This is a genomic window from Pseudomonas sp. PsB (assembly GCF_043658375.1).
GTDB classification, from domain to species: Bacteria; Pseudomonadota; Gammaproteobacteria; order Pseudomonadales; family Pseudomonadaceae; genus Aquipseudomonas; species Aquipseudomonas putida_Z.
Genome location: NZ_JBIGLU010000005.1, coordinates 56,244 through 75,549, shown reverse-complemented (window position 1 = coordinate 75,549; position 19,306 = coordinate 56,244). Strand labels below are relative to the sequence as shown.

General features: G+C 65.3%; 15 protein-coding genes. 11 read left to right on the top strand and 4 right to left on the bottom strand.

The annotated features are described in order from the left end of the window. The first annotated feature begins 8 nt into the window (after positions 1–8). The 10 genes from ACGLHT_RS09385 to ACGLHT_RS09340 all read left to right on the top strand — a co-directional run bounded on the left by ACGLHT_RS09385 (position 9) and on the right by ACGLHT_RS09340 (position 12,470). Positions 9–908: a chemotaxis protein gene (locus ACGLHT_RS09385; protein WP_274119733.1), complete on the top strand. Its 900-nt coding sequence runs from the start codon at positions 9–11 to the stop codon at positions 906–908. An 88-nt stretch (positions 909–996) separates the two neighbouring features. Then, positions 997–1,308 carry a hypothetical protein gene (locus ACGLHT_RS09380; protein ID WP_025337739.1) on the top strand — a complete coding sequence of 104 codons (312 nt, stop codon included), beginning with the start codon at positions 997–999 and terminating at the stop codon, positions 1,306–1,308. Then, positions 1,305–2,039, top strand: a complete 735-nt coding sequence (locus ACGLHT_RS09375) for a YkgJ family cysteine cluster protein (protein WP_274119734.1) — start codon at positions 1,305–1,307, stop codon at positions 2,037–2,039. The genes ACGLHT_RS09380 and ACGLHT_RS09375 overlap by 4 nt, the downstream gene beginning before the upstream one ends. Before the next feature lie 332 nt (positions 2,040–2,371). Beyond that, positions 2,372–3,535, top strand: coding sequence for an efflux RND transporter periplasmic adaptor subunit (locus tag ACGLHT_RS09370; protein WP_137163014.1), 1,164 nt, complete (start codon positions 2,372–2,374; stop codon positions 3,533–3,535). Then, positions 3,532–6,624, top strand: coding sequence for a multidrug efflux RND transporter permease subunit (locus ACGLHT_RS09365; protein WP_137163013.1), 3,093 nt, complete (start codon positions 3,532–3,534; stop codon positions 6,622–6,624). The genes ACGLHT_RS09370 and ACGLHT_RS09365 overlap by 4 nt, the downstream gene beginning before the upstream one ends. Before the next feature lie 9 nt (positions 6,625–6,633). Continuing rightward, the gene (locus ACGLHT_RS09360; protein ID WP_025337735.1) at positions 6,634–7,308 is read left to right on the top strand and encodes a heavy metal response regulator transcription factor; all 675 of its coding nucleotides are present in this window, start codon (positions 6,634–6,636) and stop codon (positions 7,306–7,308) included. After that, the gene (locus ACGLHT_RS09355) at positions 7,283–8,686 is read left to right on the top strand and encodes a heavy metal sensor histidine kinase (RefSeq protein ID WP_274119735.1); all 1,404 of its coding nucleotides are present in this window, start codon (positions 7,283–7,285) and stop codon (positions 8,684–8,686) included. Before ACGLHT_RS09360 ends, ACGLHT_RS09355 begins: the two co-directional genes overlap by 26 nt. A gap of 288 nt (positions 8,687–8,974) precedes the next feature. Then, positions 8,975–9,199: a hypothetical protein gene (locus ACGLHT_RS09350; protein ID WP_274119736.1), complete on the top strand. Its 225-nt coding sequence runs from the start codon at positions 8,975–8,977 to the stop codon at positions 9,197–9,199. A gap of 205 nt (positions 9,200–9,404) precedes the next feature. Next, positions 9,405–10,739: an OprD family porin gene (locus tag ACGLHT_RS09345; protein ID WP_274119737.1), complete on the top strand. Its 1,335-nt coding sequence runs from the start codon at positions 9,405–9,407 to the stop codon at positions 10,737–10,739. 237 nt (positions 10,740–10,976) lie between these two features. After that, positions 10,977–12,470 carry a GGDEF domain-containing protein gene (locus ACGLHT_RS09340; RefSeq protein WP_274119738.1) on the top strand — a complete coding sequence of 498 codons (1,494 nt, stop codon included), beginning with the start codon at positions 10,977–10,979 and terminating at the stop codon, positions 12,468–12,470. Here the strand turns inward: ACGLHT_RS09340 and ACGLHT_RS09335 are convergent. After that, a complete protein-coding gene (locus ACGLHT_RS09335) occupies positions 12,467–12,943 on the bottom strand; it encodes a PA2169 family four-helix-bundle protein (protein WP_025337730.1) in 477 nt (158 codons plus the stop codon). The two genes, ACGLHT_RS09340 and ACGLHT_RS09335, sit on opposite strands and share 4 nt — an antisense overlap. 203 nt (positions 12,944–13,146) lie before the next feature. Here ACGLHT_RS09335 and ACGLHT_RS09330 point away from each other — a divergent pair, with 203 nt between their 5' ends. Next, positions 13,147–13,368, top strand: coding sequence for a DUF3820 family protein (locus tag ACGLHT_RS09330; protein WP_015268980.1), 222 nt, complete (start codon positions 13,147–13,149; stop codon positions 13,366–13,368). A 121-nt stretch (positions 13,369–13,489) separates the two neighbouring features. Here ACGLHT_RS09330 and ACGLHT_RS09325 read toward each other — a convergent pair whose 3' ends face one another. The 3 genes from ACGLHT_RS09325 to ptsP are packed head-to-tail and all read right to left on the bottom strand — an operon-like array spanning position 13,490 to position 19,026. Beyond that, positions 13,490–15,229, bottom strand: a complete 1,740-nt coding sequence (locus ACGLHT_RS09325; RefSeq protein ID WP_274119739.1) for a PTS fructose-like transporter subunit IIB — start codon at positions 15,227–15,229, stop codon at positions 13,490–13,492. Then, a complete protein-coding gene (gene pfkB / locus ACGLHT_RS09320) occupies positions 15,226–16,173 on the bottom strand; it encodes a 1-phosphofructokinase (protein WP_025337728.1) in 948 nt (315 codons plus the stop codon). Before pfkB ends, ACGLHT_RS09325 begins: the two co-directional genes overlap by 4 nt. Beyond that, a complete protein-coding gene (ptsP, locus tag ACGLHT_RS09315) occupies positions 16,174–19,026 on the bottom strand; it encodes a phosphoenolpyruvate--protein phosphotransferase (protein ID WP_274119740.1) in 2,853 nt (950 codons plus the stop codon). Positions 19,027–19,306: the final 280 nt, after the last annotated feature.

Below are 19,306 nucleotides of genomic sequence, written 5' to 3'. Positions count from 1 at the left end.
AGGTCACCATGGCCACGCCAAATGCCCGCGCGGATTCGCTGTCCCTGCTGCTGTTCACCCTGCGCAGCGGCAAGTTGATGGCAATCAACCTGCTCAAGGTCAGCGAGATAATTCCCTGCCCGCCGCTGACCAAACTGCCCGAATCGCACCCCCACGTGAAAGGCGTGGCGACCCTGCGCGGTAATCCGCTGTCGGTCATCGACCTGTCCCGCGCCATCGGCGAACGGCCGCTGGCCGACCCGGACGGCGGCTGCCTGATCGTCACCGAGATCAGCCGCTCGCGCCAGGGCCTGCATGTGCAGGCGGTCAGCCGCATCGTGCATTGCCTGAGCACCGACATCAAACCACCACCCTACGGCTCGGGCAGCCGCTCGTTCATCACCGGCGTGACCCGGGTCGACAACACCCTGGTGCAGGTGCTGGACATCGAAAAAGTCATCCACGCCATCGCCCCGCCGGTGCCCGAGCAGCCTCACGGCACCTTGAGCGAGGAAGATGCCAGCCTGCTGGCCGCCGCCAACATCCTGGTGGTGGACGACAGCCAGGTGGCCCTGCAGCAGTCGGTGCACACCCTGCGCAACCTCGGCATCGAATGCCATACCGCGCGCAGCGCCAAGGACGCCATCAACGTGCTGCTTGAACTGCAAGGCACCGCGCAGGAAATCAACGTGATCGTCTCCGACATCGAAATGAGCGAAATGGACGGCTACGCCTTCACTCGCACCCTGCGCGAAACCCCCGATTTCCAGCATCTGTACATATTGCTGCACACCTCGCTGGACAGCGCCATGAGCAGCGAAAAGGCGACCCAGGCCGGGGCCAATGCCATCCTCACCAAGTTCTCCTCGCCGGAGCTGACCGATTGTCTGGTGGTGGCGGCGCGCGCCGTGGTGTTCGCCGAGCGCTGATATATTCGGAGACAAACTCCCCGGCTTGCCGCCGGGGTCGAGTCGGGCATAATTCGCGCCCCTCGCAAGTAACTTGCCGGAATCGCGTATGAAGTTTCTCAGCTCTATCCTGATCAGTTGCGCCCTCTTCAGCGGTATCGCCCAGGCCTCCAGCAGCCAGGCCTGGAACGAGCAGCGCCAGCAGATGCTCAAGGCCTGCCTGGCTGCCAGCCAGTTCAAGGATGCCCACGCCCGCAGCAAGCCCGCCGAGTTCGATGACCAGGTCGGCATGAGCGCCCTGCTGATCGAAGGCGTCTACCCCCAGAAGCACATGCAGCAGCGCACCGGCACCGAGCTTTGCCTGTACGACCGCCAGCACCAGCGCGCCTTCGTCAGCGAGTGGAGCCCGGAAGCCAAGTGACCGACAACCTGCGTTTCGCCTGTACCGGCTGCGGCAAGTGCTGTACCGGCCACCACGTGCCCTTGACCCTGGCCGAAGCGCGCCGCTGGGCGGACAACGGCGGCCAGGTGGTGGTGCTGATCGAAGCCTTCGTGGCGGACGGCCCTGGCATGCCGGTAGAACAGCGTGATCATGTGCTGCGTCGTTCCCATCCCGTGCCCTGCGGCGACGGCGAAGCGCGCGTATCGGTGACCTTTGCCGCCTTCAACCCCGGGCGCTGCCGCAACCTCGACGACAACGACCTGTGCACCATCTATGACGAGCGGCCGCTGGTCTGTCGCATCTACCCGGTGGAAATAAACCCGCATATCCCGCTGCGGCCAGGCAGCAAGGACTGCCCGCCGGAAGCCTGGCAACAGGGGCCGGAGCTGATTCACGGCAAGCAACTGGTCGATGCCGGGCTGGAGGCGCTGGTGCAGGCCTCACGCCAGGCCGACCGCGATGACATCGCCGCCAAGGTGGCGGTGTGCCAGGCGCTGGGCATGACCACCAGTGCGCTCAAGGGCAACGGGTTTACTGCCTACTTGCCTGACATGGGCGCGTTCAGCGCGGCCCTGGCCCAGGTACCGGAGGTTGGCCGGGCAGAGTGGGCCCTGCATGTGGAGGACGCGGCGCTGGTGGCGAGCCTGCAGGAGCATGGTTTGCGCACCACCAACGAGCCCCCGGTGTATTACGCCTTCATCAGCTTCTAGCTATGCCTTGGCGGGGGCAACTGTCCTGTTCCAGATCTATGAACCGGCGCCATCCCTGTGGGAGCGGCTTTAGCCGCGAACACCGGCGGAGCCGGTGCCATGTACCGCGCTGGATTCTTCGCGGGTAAACCCGCTCCCACAGGGTACGCGGATCACCCGGCTGATCAGTTCTCTGCACGACAGCGCAGCGCAAAAAGGCGAGCGATCTCCTGCGGTGCAGGCAAAACTGACAGCGCTGTCAGCCAGCGGTCACGCTGCCGAACCGGTTCGGGGGCTATAAGCTTGAATACAGACAACCATTCCCCTCCCCTCTGGCCAAGGTGCCCGCACCGATGCGACGTCCGTCCCGCCCTGTCATCCTCGCCGCCCTGGCACTCCTGGTCCTGGCGGTAGCGGGTATCTGGTTCGGCCAGCGCCAGCCAGCACCTGCCACCCGCGCGCAAACTGCCATCCCGGTGCGCGTGGTCAGTGTCGTGCAGCAGAACGTGCCGCGCTACGCCAGCGCCATCGGCTCGGTGCTGTCGCTGCACAGCGTCGAGGTGCGCCCGCAAGTGGAGGGGGTACTGACCCAGGTGCTGGTCAAGGAAGGCCAGTGGGTGAAGGAAGGCGACCTGCTGGCCACCCTCGACGACCGCGCCATCCGCGCCAACCTCGACCAGGCCCGTGCCGAACTTGGCCAGAGCCAGGCACAGATCCAGGTAGCCAACGTCGACCTGCAGCGCTACCGCCTGCTGAGTACCGACAACGGCGTTTCGAAGCAGACCCTCGACCAGCAGCAGGCCCTGGTCAACCGCCTGCAAGCCACGGTCAAGGGCAACCAGGCGGCCATCGCCAATGCCGAGGTGCAGCTGTCGTACACGCAGATCCGCTCGCCGGTGACCGGCCGGGTGGGTATTCGCAACGTCGACCCCGGTAACCTGGTACGCACCAGCGATACCCGCAGCCTGTTCAGCGTCACCCAGATCGACCCGATCGCCGTCGAATTCGCCCTGCCGCAGCAAATGCTGCCGACCCTGCAAAGCCTGCTGAAGGCGCCCACCCCGGCACTGGTGCAGGCCTACATGGATGCCGACGGCGAACGCAGCCTGCTCGGCGAAGGCCACCTGGCACTGATCGACAACCAGATCTCCGCCACCACCGGCACCGTGCGGATAAAAGCCGAGTTCGACAACAAGGACGGCCGCCTGTGGCCGGGCCAGCTGGTCACCATCCGCCTGCGCACCGCCGTGGAAGAAAACGCCCTGGTGGTACCGCCGCCTGTGGTACAGCGCGGCGTCGACGGGCACTTTGTCTACCGCCTGGACGGTGACAAGGTCACCAGTGTGCCGGTCAAGGTGCTGTACCAGGACAGCGGGCTGAACATCATTGCCGGGGTCAAGCCGGGCGAGCGCCTGGTGCTCGATGGCCAGTCGCGGCTCAAGCCCGGTTCGCGGGTCGAGGTGGCCCCCGACGCCCCCGCCCCCTCGGAAATGGCCGACCGCCGGAGCCAGCCATGAACACGCGCAACGGTGTTTCGGCCTGGTGCATCGACCACCCCATCGCCACCCTGCTGCTGACCTTCGCCCTGGTGCTGCTGGGGGCCATCGCCTTCCCGCGCCTGCCGGTGGCACCACTGCCGGAAGCCGACTTCCCGACCATCCAGGTCACCGCCCAGCTGCCCGGCGCCAGCCCGGAAACCATGGCCTCGTCGGTGGCCACGCCGCTGGAAGTGCAGTTCAGCGCCATCCCCGGCATGACCCAGATGACCAGCAGCAGCGCACTGGGCTCGACCAACCTGATCCTGCAGTTCACGCTCGACAAGAACATCGACACCGCCGCCCAGGAAGTGCAGGCGGCCATCAACACCGCCACCGCGCGCTTGCCGCAAGACCTGCCCAACCCGCCGACCTGGCGCAAGGTCAACCCGGCCGACAGCCCGGTGCTGGTGCTGACGGTCAGCTCCAGCCAGATGCCTGGCAACGACCTCAGCGACTACGCCGAAACCCTGCTCGCGCGCCAGCTGAGCCAGATCGACGGGGTCGGCCTGATCAACATCACCGGGCAACTGCGCCCGGCAATCCGCGTGCAGGCGCAACCCGAGAAACTGGCCGCCATCGGCCTGACCCTGGCCGACTTGCGCCAGGCCATCCAGCAGACCAGCCTGAACCTGGCCAAGGGCGCGCTGTACGGCGAACACAGCGTGTCGACCATCGCCGCCAATGACCAGTTGTTCCACCCTGACGACTACGCCCAGCTGATCGTCTCCTACCGTGACGGTGCACCGGTGCACCTGAAGGACGTGGCCAAGGTGATCAATGGCGCCGAGAACGCCTATGTCAAAGCCTGGTCCGGCGACCAGCCCGGGCTGAACCTGGTGATTTTCCGCCAGCCTGGCGCCAACATCGTCGATACCGTGGACCGGGTACTGGCTGCCCTGCCCAAGCTGCAGGAGATGCTGCCAGCCTCGGTCGAAGTGTCGGTGCTGCAGGACCGCACCCAGACCATCCGTGCCTCGCTGCATGAAGTGGAGCTGACCCTGATGATCGCCGTGGCCCTGGTGATCGGGGTGATGGCGCTGTTCCTGCGCCAGTGGTCGGCGACCCTGGTGGTGTCCAGCGTGCTCGGCGTATCGCTGATCGCCAGTTGCGCGCTGATGTACATCTTCGGCTTCAGCCTGAACAACCTGACCCTGGTGGCCATCGTCATCTCGGTGGGCTTCGTGGTCGACGATGCCATCGTCGTGGTGGAAAACATCCACCGCCACCTGGAGGCCGGCGACGACAGCCGCACGGCGGCGCTCAAGGGCGCCGGGGAAATCGGCTTCACCGTGGTGTCGATCAGTTTCTCGCTGATCGCCGCGTTCATCCCGCTGCTGTTCATGGGCGGCGTGGTCGGCCGGCTGTTCAAGGAGTTCGCCCTTACCGCCACCGCCACCATCCTGATTTCGGTGGTGGTTTCGCTGACCCTGGCGCCAACCCTGTGCGCACTGTTCATGCGCCGCCCGCCCGGAGAGCACAAGGGCGGCTTCGGCGAGCGGCTGGTCAGGTGGTACGAAAAGGGCCTGGACCGCGCCCTCGCCCACCAGCGCCTGACCCTCGGCATGTTCGGCCTGACCCTGGCCCTGGCAGTGGCCGGTTACGTGGGTATCCCAAAGGGCTTTTTCCCGCTGCAGGACACCGGCTTCATCCTCGGCACCAGCGAGGCGGCGGCGGATGTGTCGTACCCGTCGATGATCGAGAAGCACCAGGCGCTGGCCAAAATCATCGAGGCCGACCCGGCGGTGCGCGCGCTCTCCCACTCGGTGGGCGTTACCGGCAGCAACCAGACCATCGCCAACGGCCGTTTCTGGATCGCCCTCAAGCCGCGTGGCGAACGCGATGTATCGGCCAGCGGACTGATCGACCGGCTGCGACCCAAGCTGGCCCAGGTACCAGGCATCGTCCTGTACATGCGTGCCGGCCAGGACATCAACCTGAGCTCCGGCCCGTCGCGCACCCAGTACCAGTACGTGCTCAAGAGCAACGACGGCATGGCACTGAACCTGTGGACCCAGCGCCTGACCGAGCGCCTGCGGGAAAACCCGGCGTTCCGCGACCTGTCCAACGACCTGCAACTGGGCGCCAGCGTCACCCGCATCGATATCGACCGCCAGGCCGCGGCACGTTTCGGCCTGACCACCACCGACGTCGACCAGGCGTTGTACGACGCCTTCGGCCAGCGGCAGATCAGTGAATTCCAGACCGAGACCAACCAGTACAAGGTGATCCTCGAACTGGATGCCCGCCAGCGCGGCAAGGCCGAAAGCCTCAACTACTTCTACCTGCGCTCGCCGCTGACCAACGAGATGGTGCCGCTGTCGGCGGTGGCCCATGTGGCGCCGCCCAGCACCGGGCCGCTGTCGATCAGCCACGATGGCCTGTTCCCGGCAGCCAACCTGTCGTTCAACCTGGCCCCGGGCGTGGCCCTGGGCGATGCGGTGACCATCCTCGAGCGCACCCAGCGCGAACTGGGCATGCCCGACTCCATCAGCGGCAACTTCCAGGGCGCGGCCCAGGCCTTCCAGAGTTCGCTGTCGAGCCAGCCGTGGCTGATCCTGGCAGCGCTGGTGGCGGTGTACATCATCCTCGGCGTGCTGTACGAAAGCTTCGTCCACCCGCTGACGATCATCTCCACCCTGCCCTCGGCCGGCCTCGGCGCACTGATCCTGCTGTGGGGCATGGGCCAGGACTTCAGCATCATGGGGCTGATCGGTGTGGTGCTGCTGATCGGTATCGTCAAGAAAAACGGCATCCTGCTGATCGACTTCGCCCTCGAAGCCCAACGCCGCCAGGGCCTGACCCCGGAGCAGGCGATCCACCAGGCCTGCCTGACGCGCTTCCGGCCGATCATCATGACCACCCTGGCCGCCTTGCTCGGCGCGGTGCCGCTGATGTTCGGCTTCGGCACCGGTTCCGAACTGCGCCAGCCACTGGGCATCGCCGTGGTTGGTGGCCTGCTGGTGAGCCAGGCGCTGACGCTGTTCACCACCCCGGTCATATACTTGGCCCTGGAGCGCCTGTTCCACCGCCGCCAGGCCGCCCGTGCGGCGGCGCCCAGTGCCAGTTAGGACAAGACCATGCGTGTGCTGATCATCGAAGACGAAGAAAAAACCGCCGACTACCTGCATCGCGGCCTCAGCGAGCAGGGGTTTACCGTCGACCTGGCGCGGGACGGCATCGATGGCCTGCACCTGGCCCTGGAAGGTGACTACGCGGTGATCGTGCTGGATGTGATGCTGCCTGGCCTGGACGGGTATGGCGTGCTGCGCGCCCTGCGCGCGCGCAAGCAGACACCGGTCATCATGCTGACCGCCCGTGAACGGGTCGAAGACCGTATCCATGGCCTGCGCGAGGGTGCCGACGACTATCTGGGCAAGCCGTTTTCCTTCCTCGAACTGGTCGCCCGCCTGCAAGCCCTGACCCGCCGTAGCAGCAACCATGAACCGCTGCAGGTGCAGGTGGGTGACCTGTGGATCGACCTGATGGCGCGCAAGGCCACGCGCGCCGGCCAACGCCTGGAGCTGACGGCAAAGGAGTTCTCGCTGCTCAGCGTGCTGGCCCGCCGACAAGGTGAAATCCTGTCGAAGACGGCGATTGCCGAGCTGGTCTGGGACATCAATTTCGACAGCGACGCCAACGTCGTCGAAGTGGCGATCAAGCGCCTGCGCGCCAAGCTCGACGGGCCTTTCGACAACAAGTTGCTGCACACCATCCGAGGCATGGGCTATGTCCTGGAAAACCGTGCGGGGTAATTCCATCGCACTGCGCCTGTCGGCGCTGTTCATCCTGGTGGCGCTGGGCGTGTTCCTGCTGATCGGCTCGGCGCTGTACCGCCAGGTCGACCGCAGCCTCGACCTGCTGCCGCAGGCCGAGCTGGATGCGCGCTTCAGCGTGCTCGAGTCCACCCTCAACCGCTTCGGCACACCGGAGCACTGGGTCAAGATCAACAACAAGCTCAACCTGCTCAGTGAAGAGGACAAGCGCATTCGCTTCTGGGTGGTCAGCAGCAACCCGACCTACGAATACGGCCACCCCAGCGAGCTGGTCCGCGCATTCGCCGAAGGCGCGCAGGGCATGCGCGACCTGCGCCTGCCCGACCGGCCCTACCCTTACAAGGTGCTGGTCAGCGAACTGCCGGCCCTGGGCGAGCGGCCGCCGCTGCGCTTTCTGATCGGCATCGACACCGAAACATTCTGGCAGGCGCAGCACAGCCTGCTGGTGGCGATTGTCGGGCTGGCGGTGCTCGGCGTGCTGCTGGCCTCGCTGCTGGGCTACTGGGTGGCGCGTATCGGCCTGCGCCCGCTGCTGGCATTGTCCGTTGAGGCCCAGGCCCTGGCCCCTCCGCGCCTGGACGGGCGCCTGCAGACCCACGCCCTGGCCCCGGAGCTGGCGCAGTTCGCCGGCGCCTTCAACGCCGCGCTCGACCGGGTAAGCCAGGCCTACTCGCGGCTGGAGGCGTTCAATGCCGACGTCGCCCACGAACTGCGCTCGCCGCTGACCAACCTGATCGGCCAGACCCAGGTGGCGCTGACCCGCGGGCGCAGCGCCGAGCATTACTTCGAAGTGCTGCAATCGAACCTTGAGGAGCTGGAGCGCTTGCGCAGCATCATCAACGACATGCTGTTCCTGGCCAGTGCCGACCAGGGCAGCAAGGCCACGGCCCTGACCCAGGCCTCGCTGGCCGAGGAAGTGGCGACCACCCTCGATTACCTGGACTACATTCTCGAAGACGCTCAGGTCAGCGTGAGCGTGAGCGGCGATGCCCGGGCGCCCATCGAAAAGGCCCAGCTGCGCCGGGCGCTGATCAACCTGCTGAACAACGCCGTGCAGCACACCGCACCGCACCAGGTGATCAAGGTGCAGATCGATGCCGGGCCGCAGCAGGTCAGCATCGCCGTGAGCAACCCGGGGCCAGCGATCGACGATGAGCACCTGCCGTTGCTGTTCGAACGCTTCTACCGGGTGGATGCGGCACGTAGCAACAGTGGTGGGGGTAACCATGGGTTGGGGTTGGCGATCGTCAAGGCGATTGCGCTGATGCATGGTGGGGAGGTGTTCGTGCGTAGTGCCGCTGGGTTCAATACATTCGGCATCCAATTGCCAGTTCTGAGGCCTGCGCGGTCTCTGTAGGAGCGGCCTTGTGTCGCGATGGGGCGCGAAGCAGCCCCCGGCAATTGTTGCTGTGGCACAAAACCTGGGGCCGCTTCGCGCCCCATCGCGACACAAGGCCGCTCCTACAAAGGGCCGCGGAAGTGCTCTAGGCTGGGGGTTTGCGGCGAAAGTCCAATTGCTTTTTTCAAAGATAATTACCTTTTGCGCAACAGTGCTTATCGCACCTCGCTCTGTTTCAAGTGCATTGAAAGGACTAACTTTACCCCTGTCCTCATTAGCACTTGCACAGCAAGAAGGTAGTTTCAAATGTCCAACAGTATGGGTATTGCCAGCGTCTTCGTCCTGTCTTCCCTGTTGTTGTCGCCCCTGGCCATGGCCGAAGAATCCAATGCTTTCGTCACCCGTAATGCTGAGTTCGCCGCGGTCCACCAAGAGGCCCGCGAAGCCGTAGCCGCACAGCAGGCCGACGCCGTCAAAGACGCAAACCAGACAGCTTCCAAGGTTTCTGTCGATGCCAATGCCGACAGCTGATCAAGCGCTGTCGCTGCTCCCGTTTTCCCTTGGCTACGCCATGGGCACCACCGGTGCCGATATGTTAGCCTTTTAAAGCCGCTGCCGATCAGCGGCTTTTTTTATGTGCTTCAACTATCAGCCAAGCTGTAACGTCCACCTATAAAAAAGACGCACATTCAAAAATAAAAACTGCCCCACCGCCAGACCCAAGGAGCTAGTACCGGTGCCTTCCGCGTTTCGTTTTACCTCGCTGTTCATTGCGTTGACTGCAACGATCCCTTTCGCCGCCCAGGCAGATGAAGACAAGGCTGATGGCTTCATCGAAGGCTCGTCCTTCAACCTGCATTTCCGTAATGCCTACTTCAACCGCGACAACCACAACGCCGGCGTGCGCGACACCCGCGAGTGGGGCCAGGGCGCGGTTGCACGCTTCGAGTCGGGCTACACCCCAGGTGTGGTCGGCTTTGGCCTGGACGCCCACGCCATGCTGGGCCTGAAACTCGACGGTGGCGGCGGCCATGCTGGCACCAGCATCCTGCCGACTCACCAAAAGAACGAAGACGAACTGGGTGCTGCCCCGCACTCGTTCTCCACCGCCGGTGCCGCAGTCAAGCTCAAGGCGTTCGACACCGAGCTGAAAGCAGGTGACCTGTTCCTCACCAACCCGGTGATCGCCGGCGGCGAAACCCGCATGCTGCCGCAGACCTTCCGTGGTGTGAGCCTGACCAACACCAGCATCGACGGCCTGCTGCTCGAAGGCGGCCAGGTGAGCTTCACCAAGCCGTACAACCAGAGTGGCCACCGCCGCATCGACACCTACTACGGTTCGCTGGGCGAGCATGACAAGAGCAAGCACCTGAACTGGGCCGGCGCGTCGTGGAGCGGTACCCCGAACATCACCGCCAACCTGTATGCGGCCGAACTGAAGGACATCTGGAACCAGTACTACGCCGATTTCGACTACACCTATGTTGTCAACGACCTGGTCAGCCTGAACCCGGGCGTGCACTTCTATCACACCCAGGACACCGGCCAGGCCCTGCTGGGCAAGATCGACAACAACACCTATAGCGTGCATTTCACCGTCAACGCCGGGTTCCACAGCGTCACCGCCGCCTACCAGCGGGTCAATGGCAACACGCCGTTCGACTACATCAACCTGGGCGACAGCATCTACCTGGACAACTCGCGTATGTACTCGGACTTCAACGCACCGAACGAGCGCTCATGGAAGCTGCAATACAACTATGACTTCGCCGGTGTGGGCATCCCTGGCCTGACCACGGTGCTGTCGTACTCGCGCGGTGAAGCCGACCTGACCAAGGCCACCCAGGACCCCACCCACTACGACTACTACCGTGCCGATGGCGAGAACGCCATGCACTGGGAGCGCGACCTGGACGTGAAGTATGTGTTCCAGGAGGGTGACCTGAAGGACCTGTCGGTGCTGGTGCGCTACGCCACCCACCGTGGCAGCCAGGGTTATGCGTCGATCGACAGCAACAGCGACAACGATGAACTGCGGGTGATCGTTGATTACCCGTTGAACGTGTTCTGATCCTGGTTTAAAAGGAAGCACACATAACCCCTGTGGGAGCGGGTTCACCCGCGAACACCGGCGAAGCCGGTGCCAGACACCGAGTTGGTTTCTTCGCGGGTGAACCCGCTCCCACAGGGGCTTGTGGTAAGTCCAGAATAAGGTATACCGTGATTCCGTCGGACAAATCTTGTCCGACAATCCCCGCTTCCCTAGAATGTCGCCGCCGCGAATGGCCCTGCCCACGCAGTAGCGAGCATGACCACCCGATTACCGCGTTTCGCACACTACAGGTCGCACCCCGAGCTGATCCTCAATCTGGGCAGTTGCCTTGCCGTGCTCGCCATCGTGGCCATCGTCAGCTACCTGCTGGCGCGCGAGCGCGACAATGTCGAGCTGTCGGCAATTCGCTCGTCCAACAATATCGTCCAGCTGATCGAAAGCGACATCCTGCGCAACGTCGAACTCTACGACCAGTCTCTGCAGGGCCTGATCTGGGCGGTCGGGCGCAAGGAGCTGCCGGAAATCCCCGGCCCGGTGCGCCAACGCCTGCTATTCAATGAAGCCTTCGTCGACCGCAAGCGCGGTGACGTGCTGTGGCTGGACAAGCAAGGCAATGTGGTGGGCGACTCCACCAGCAGCGTGCCACGCAAGGCCAACTTCGGCGACACCGGGGTATTCCAGGCGCACCTGCACAACCCCAACCTCGGCCTGCTGGTGGGCCCGCCATTCAAGGCCAAGCTGGGCGACCTGGACTGGTGCATCAGTTTCAGCCGGCGTATCTCCGATGCCAATGGCGAGTTCACCGGCCTGGCAGCGGGTGCACTGCGCCTGTCGTACTTCAGTGAGCTGTTCCAGCGCCTGGACATTGGTGATGACAGCAGCATCAACCTGCTCAACACCGACGGCCAACTGCTGGCTCGCCAGCCCAGCCGCACGCAAGACCCAGGGATCGGCAGCAACTATGCCGAGCGGCCCAATTTCAAACGCATTCTCAGCGAGCAGAGCGGCAGCTTCACCGCCCGCTCCAGCCGCAACGGCAAACCGCGCATGTACACCTTCGCCCGGGTCGCGCAGCTGCCGCTGATCGTACTGGTGGTGCATTCGGCCGAAGACGTGTTCGAGTCCTGGCGCCGTACTGCGATCGTGGTCAGCGTGGCCACCGGGGTGCTCTGTGTGGGCATCCTCTCGCTGACCCTGCTGCTGGGCCGCGAATTGCGCCGCCGCCAAGAGGCCGAACAGGGCCTGGCGACCCTGGCCGCCACCGACAGCCTGACCGGCCTGGCCAACCGCCGCCGCCTGGACCAGGTACTGCGCCAGGAGTGGGCCCGCGCCCAGCGCAACCGCAAGCCGTTGGCGGTGCTGATGGTGGACGTCGACCATTTCAAGGCGTTCAACCAGCGCCACGGCCATGCCGGTGGCGACCATGCCTTGCGCGAAGTGGCCAGGACCATCGAGGAATGCATCCGTCGCCCGGCCGATCTGGCAGCGCGTTACGGTGGGGAGGAATTTCAGGTGGTGCTGCCGGAAACCGACCTGGCCGGTGCGCAGCTGCTGGCCGAGCGCATCCGCGCCAGTGTCGAGGCGCTGGCGCCGTTTGCCGATGATGCCCACTCGGTCACGGTGAGCATCGGCATCGGCCTGTCAGGCACCCAGCACGATCTGGCGAGGGTGCTGGGTGCTGCGGACGAAGCGCTCTACCGGGCCAAGGCCAAAGGCCGCAACCGGGTAGAGGGGCCTGCTGCCGACTAGGCGCGGGCGCGGGCGGCGTTGCGCAGGGCCCTGACCTGGTCATGGTTGCGCTGTACACCTTGCAGTTGTTTTTCCACCAAGGTGTAGGTCTGGTCGCTGGCGGTGCGGCCCAGCTTCACCAGTTTCTCGCGGGCTTCCTTGTAGGCCTTGAGGGCATGGTCCTCGCCCCGCTCCACCTCGTTCAGCACCGCTTCCTCATCCTTGCCAGTGACCATCGCCTTGAGGTTGACCCAACCCCGATGCAGGTCACCGCTGATGCTGGTGGAGGTTTCCGGGTCGCCACCCAGGCGACGCACCTCGCTCTGCAGTTCGCCGGCCGCATTGGCACACTCACCGGCACGTTGAACGAAGAACGCTTTCAGTTCGGGGTTCTTCACATCATCGGCCGAGGCCTTGAAGCCTTTCTCGCCATCCTTGCTGTACTCGATCAGGTCGTTCAGCACGTCGATCACATCTTTGTTGGGATTGCTCATGGCACAAACTCCTTGGCAGGTGATAGTCATCTGTAACGGAGCAGTGTTCGTGCCAAGCCTTTAATCTCAATAAAATCCTTCCAAATCAATTAGATAGAAATATCAGAGCAGAACCTGAAAATGGCGTTCTGCATGATTGCCGCTTGGGCCTTCGTGCAGATTGCAGTATGGTCGGCGCTTTTCAACAGCCAGGTGCGCCGATCATGAAGCCGGAAACCCTCGAACTGCTGGTGACCCGCACCATGCCGTTTGGCAAGTACCAGGGGCGAATCATTGCCGACCTGCCGGGGGATTACCTGGCCTGGTTTGCGCGCAAGGGTTTCCCGGCGGGGGAATTGGGTGGGTTGCTGGCGCTGATGCACGAGATCGATCACAACGGGCTGGGCGATCTGCTTGTGCCGTTGCGGCAGAAGCACGGGCGTTGACCTGTTCAGGCCTCTTCGCGGGTGAACCCGCTCCCACAGAGACCGCGCGGACCTGATGCCTGTGCAGTACCTGTGGGAGCGGGTTCACCCGCGAAGAGGCCAGTAAGGCCCGCTGAAATCTCTAACCCTTCACCGGCGCTACCGCCAACTCCACCCGCTCGCTCTTCTTGATCACCGCATACACCACCGCCGTCAGCAGGCTGCCCGCCACGATCGCCAACAAGTACAGCAGCGCATGGTTGATCGCATTGGGGATCAGCAGCACGAACAGGCCGCCATGCGGCGCCATCAGCTTGCAGCCGAAGTACATCGACAATGCCCCGGTCAATGCCCCGCCGGCCACGCTGGCCGGGATCACCCGCAGCGGGTCCTTGGCGGCAAACGGGATCGCCCCTTCGGAGATGAAGCACAGCCCCAGCGCCAGGGCCGCCTTGCCCGCTTCACGCTCGCTCTGGGCAAACTTGCGTCGGGCCAGGAAGGTGGCGATACCCAGGCCAATCGGCGGCACCATGCCGGCGGCCATGGTCGCCGCCATCGGCGCATAGCTCGACGAGGCCAACAGCCCCACCGAGAAGGCATAGGCGGCCTTGTTGATCGGCCCGCCCAGGTCGACACACATCATGCCGCCCAACAACAGGCCCAATAGGATGGCATTGGTGGTGCCCATGCTGTCGAGAAAATGCGTGAGCCCTTCCAGCATCGCCGCCACCGGCTGGCCGACCACGTAGATCATCACCAGGCCGGTGAACAGGCTGGCCAGCAGCGGAATGATCAGGATCGGCTTGAGTGCCTCCAGGCTGCTGGGCAGGCGCGCCCATCGTGCAATGGCCTTGGCGCTGTAGCCGGCGAGGAAGCCGGCGACGATACCACCGATGAAACCGGCGCCCAGGGTGCTGGCCAGCAGGCCGCCGATCATGCCGGGCGCCAGCCCCGGGCGGTCAGCGATGGACCAGGCGATATAGCCCGCCAGCAGCGGCACCATCAGCTTGAACGCAGCCTCGCCGCCGATCTGCATCAACGCCGCCGGCAAGGTGCCCGGTTCTTTATAGGCCTCGATACCGAACACGAACGACAGGGCAATCAGCAGGCCGCCAGCCACCACCATCGGTAGCATGAACGACACGCCGGTGAGCAGGTGCTTGTATACCCCGGTCTTCTCGCCCTTCGCAGGCGTGCTCGCCGCTGCAGCATCGCTGCTGTTTTCCACCTTGGCTTCGGCCAAGGCCTTGTCCAGGGTGGCACGGGCCTGCTTGAGGGCGATACCGGTGCCACAACGGTAGATGCGCTTGCCGGCGAAACGCGCAGTGGGCACTTCGATGTCGGCGGCCAGCAGCACAACATCGGCTGCGGCGATGGCTTCGGCGGACAAGGGGTTGCGCGCACCGACCGAACCCTGGGTCTCGACGGTGAGCTGGTAGCCCAGTTGCTGCGCGGCCTGCTGCAAGGCTTCTGCGGCCATGAATGTATGCGCGACGCCAGTCGGGCAAGCCGTGACGGCGACGATGCGTGCGCCTGCGTTGCCAGCTTCGGCCGCAAGGCCGGGCACCGCGGCCAGCAGCCGGGCATTGGCCGCCGCCTCATCAAGGAAGCCTTCGCGGTCGGCCAAAGCCTGGGACGGCGTGCTCTGGTACACGCGCTTGCCGACGAAACGTGCCAGGTCCACCGGGCCGGTGCTGACCACCAGCACCCAGTCGGCCTCGGCTATCTGCGCGGCGCTCAGTTGCCGCTCGGGGTGGCCGGCATCCTGTACTTCGACGCTGGTGCTCCAGCCGCGCCGCTGGGCAGCGGCGGACAGCAAGCGCGCGCTCAGCACGCTCGACACCTGGCCGTTGGGGCAGGCAGTGACAATGGCAATGTTCATCGGCAACCCTCTTGTTGTTCTGTCAGTTGCACGGCGGCTTCCAGACGCGCCAGTTGCTCGCGGTCACGGATGCCGAAACCAACCTGGGTAACAGCCTGTGCAGCGATCGCGGTGGCACGGGTCAAGGTCTGCGCCGGGGCTTCGCCCTGCAGCAGGCCGTGGACCATGCCGGCCACCAGCGAATCACCTGCGCCCACCGTGCTGGCGACCTGCACCTTGGGCGGGCAAGCATGTACGGCATGGTCATGGGTAAACCAGCTGACGCCCTGCTCGCCCGCCGACACCACCACGTGTTCGACGCCACTGGCCAGCAGGCGCTCGGCAGCAGCGCGCTGCTGCGCCGGGTTATCCACAGCCAGGCCGAGCACCTCGCCCAGCTCTTCGGTATTGGGCTTGACCAGCCAGGGCGAGCTCTGCAGGCCGGCACGCAGGGCTTCGCCGCTGCTGTCCAGGGCCACCTTGAGGCCTTGCGCCTTGAGCTGTTCGAGCAACTGACGGAACCAGTCGGCACTGATCCCGCGCGGCAGGCTACCAGCCACCACCACCGCGTCGTGGCCCGGGGCAATCTGCGCCAGGCGGCGCAGCAATGCACTGCGTGCCGCTTCGTCGACTTCCGGGCCTTGGCCGTTGATGTCGGTGACACGGCCATCAGCCTCGACCAGCTTGATGTTGCTGCGGGTTTCGCCCGGTACGCGGACAAAGCAGTCGACGAAGCCGCGCCAGTCGATCAGCGCCTCGAAGGGCTGCAGGTTGTCACGGCCGAGGAAGCCGCCAACAGTGACGCTGTGCCCCAGGTCGGCCAGTACCTGGGCAACGTTCAGCCCCTTGCCCGCGGCGTGGCTGTGCTGCTCCTGGCTGCGGTTGACCTGCCCCGGGCGCAGGGTATCCAGGCCGATGGTGATATCCAGCGCCGGGTTCAGGGTGAGGGTGAGGATCTTGGCCATTCAGTAACGCTCCACCAGCGCGCGAACCGCTGCGGCGCTGTCCTGTTGCAGGGCCTCGCGCGCCAGGGCGCGGGCCGTCTGGTGATCGGCCTGGCGGACCAGGGCCTTGACTTCGGCAATGCTGCGCGCGGCGACGCTGAGTTCGTCCACGTCCAGGCCCAGCAGCACGGCCACCGCCTGCGGGTCGGCCGCCAGCTCGCCGCACACGCCCACCCACTTGCCATGGGCATGGGCGGCGCGCACGGTCATGTCGATCAGGCTGAGCACCGCCGGGTGCAGGCCGTCGGCCTGGGCCGAGAGGCTGGGGTGACCACGGTCGATGGCCAGGGTGTACTGGGTCAGGTCGTTGGTGCCAATGCTGAAGAAGTCCACTTCGCGCGCCAGCTGTGGTGCCAGCAGCGCTGCCGAGGGCACTTCGACCATGATGCCCAGCTGCAGGTCGGCTACCGGGATCTCGGCGCGCAGGCGCTCGACCATGGCACGCGCCTCGCGCCATTCATGCACCTGCCCGACCATCGGGAACATGATGCGCAACGGGCGCTGGTCGGCCGCGCGCAGCAAGGCGCGCAGCTGGTCCTCCATCACCTGCGGGCGCTGCAGGGTCAGGCGTACGCCGCGCACACCGAGGAACGGGTTCTCCTCGGCAGCGATCGGCCAGTACGGCAGCGGTTTGTCACCGCCGACATCAAGGGTGCGCACCACCAGCGGGCGCCCGTCGAGGCCATCGAGCACGCGGCGGTACTCGGCTTCCTGGGTCGCTACGTCCGGGGCCTGGGTGTGGGCCATGAAAATCAGCTCGGTGCGCAGCAGACCCACGCCTTCGGCGCCCTGCTCCACCACCTTGGCGATGCCGTTGCTCTCGCCGATGTTGGCAAACACCTCGACAGCGTGACCATCACGGGTGACCGCCGGCTCGAAGCGGTTGGCCCAGGCGGCCTGCAAGCGCTGCTCGCGCAGGTCGCGTTCGGCCAGGGCCCGTTGCAGTTCATCCGCCGGCGGCGCCACGCTGACCACGCCACGCTGGCCATCGAGCAGCAACGGCGTGCCACTGTCCAACAGCAGTATCGACGCCCCCGCACCCACTACCGCCGGAATGCCCAGGGCACGGGCGACGATGGCGCTGTGGGCGGTGGCGCCACCCTGGGCGGTGACGATACCGGCGACGCGGCTCGGGTCCAGCCGGGCGACATCGGACGGGCCGACTTCGGTCATCACCAGCACGTAGGGTTGCTCGGGTTCAGCCTGGGCCTGAACGCCACACAACTGCGCCAGCACGCGGCGGCCGATGTCACGCAGGTCGGCAGCGCGTTCGGCGAGCAAGGCATCGTGCAGCGACTCTTGCTGGCGTGCCGCCGCCTCGATCACTGCCATCCAGGCTGCCGCGGCGCTTTCGCCCTGGCCCAGGCGCTGCTCCACATCATCGGTCAAGGCCGGGTCAGCGAGCATTTCCTGATGGGTGACGAAGATTTCGCCAATGGCCTTGTCGCTGCGCTGGACCAAGGCCTGCAGCTCGCCATTGACAGTCGCCACGGCTTCACGCAGCTTCTGCCGCTCCAGGGCGCAGGACTCACCGCGCAGGGGATAGTCGAACTCACGCTCGACACACACATGCGCCGGGCCACTGGCAATGCCGGGCGCCGCACCCACGCCGTGGATGCGGCTACCGGCCGCGGGCGCTTGCAGCACTTCGGCCGCTGCGCCGGCTACGGTCGCCGCGCTCTGTGGCAGTGGCTCCACCTCTTCGCCCAGGCCTTGTTCGATGGCGGCCAGCAGCACCGGCAAGGCATCCGCGGCGATGGCTGGCTCAGCCACCAGTTCCAGCGCCTGACCACGTCGAGCGCCGAGACTGAGCAGCTTGCTCAGGCTCTTGACCGACACCGCTGGCTGCGCGCTGTCGACCAGGCGTATACGGATTTCCCCCTCGAAACCTTTGGCCAGCTGCGCCAATACCTTTGCCGGGCGGGCGTGCAAACCGTGCGGGTTGGCCAGCACGACCCGCGCGCTGGGCCAGTCCGCCGGCGCCTCACCGCCCAGCACCTCGAGCACCGCGCGGCTGCTGGTGGCCTGGTAGAGCATCTGCCCGCGGCCTTCGATCAGCACTTCGCACAGGCGCTCGAGCAAGGCCTGGTGGGCCGCACCGAGGCTGGCCAGGCAGAACAGCCCGTTGAGCGGCTGGTCCCGGTAACGCAGCGGCTGCTGCGGGGTGATGAAGGCCAGGCCCGGCTGGCGCACCTGGCGCTCGCTGTGCAGCCACCACAGGCCCTCGCCCAGCGGCAGCGGCTCGGCCTGCTGCAACACGGCGGCAAAACCGCTGTCGACGCAGTCGGCGCGCTGCAACAGGCGGGCGCCGCGCCAGGCCAGTTCATCGAAGTCCTCGGCCGCCAGGTTCAGGCCGACCAGTTGTGCATCCAGCGCCAGTTCCTGCGGCGCGCCCTGCAACAGTTTCAGCAAAGCCTCGGCGGAGCCGGCGCGGCGCAATGCTTCGGCCAGGTCGGTCTCACCCAGGGCGCGGGTCAGCAGTTGCAGCAGGCGCAGGTGCTCGTCGGAACGGGCGGCGATGCCGATGGCAAGGTAGACCATCTGGCCATCGCCCCAATCCACGCCCTCGGGAAACTGCAACAGGCGCACGCCGGTGGCGTACACCTGGTCACGGGTCTGCGGCGTGCCATGGGGGATGGCAATGCCCTGCCCAAGGAAGGTGGAGCCTTGTGCCTCTCGGGCCTGCAGCCCTTGCAGGTATCCCTCGGCGACCAGGCCATCGGCGACCAGCCGGTCGGCCAGCAGGCGCAATGCCTCGGCCTTGTCGGCGGCCTTCTGGCCCATGGCTATCTGCTCCTTGGCGAGCTCGAGCATGACCTTCTCCTTTTGCAGTTCCCGGTCGGGTACTGGAGTATTGTTGTGAAATTCACTTGAACGGCCAGTTCAACAGCCTTGCACGGATGGCAGCCGAGGCAGAAAATTCGGCAGCTGAAACGATTAATCTGACCAGACGGCCACGTTACTCGATAATCTGCCGAGGAAAAAGCCCCATCCTGTCGGACAATTGCGACAATGGTCGTCTGCGCGTGGCGCCCTCGCCGGGTCAAACTACCCGGTCAGGGCTCACAGCCAGCCCCGGTAATAACAAGGAAAA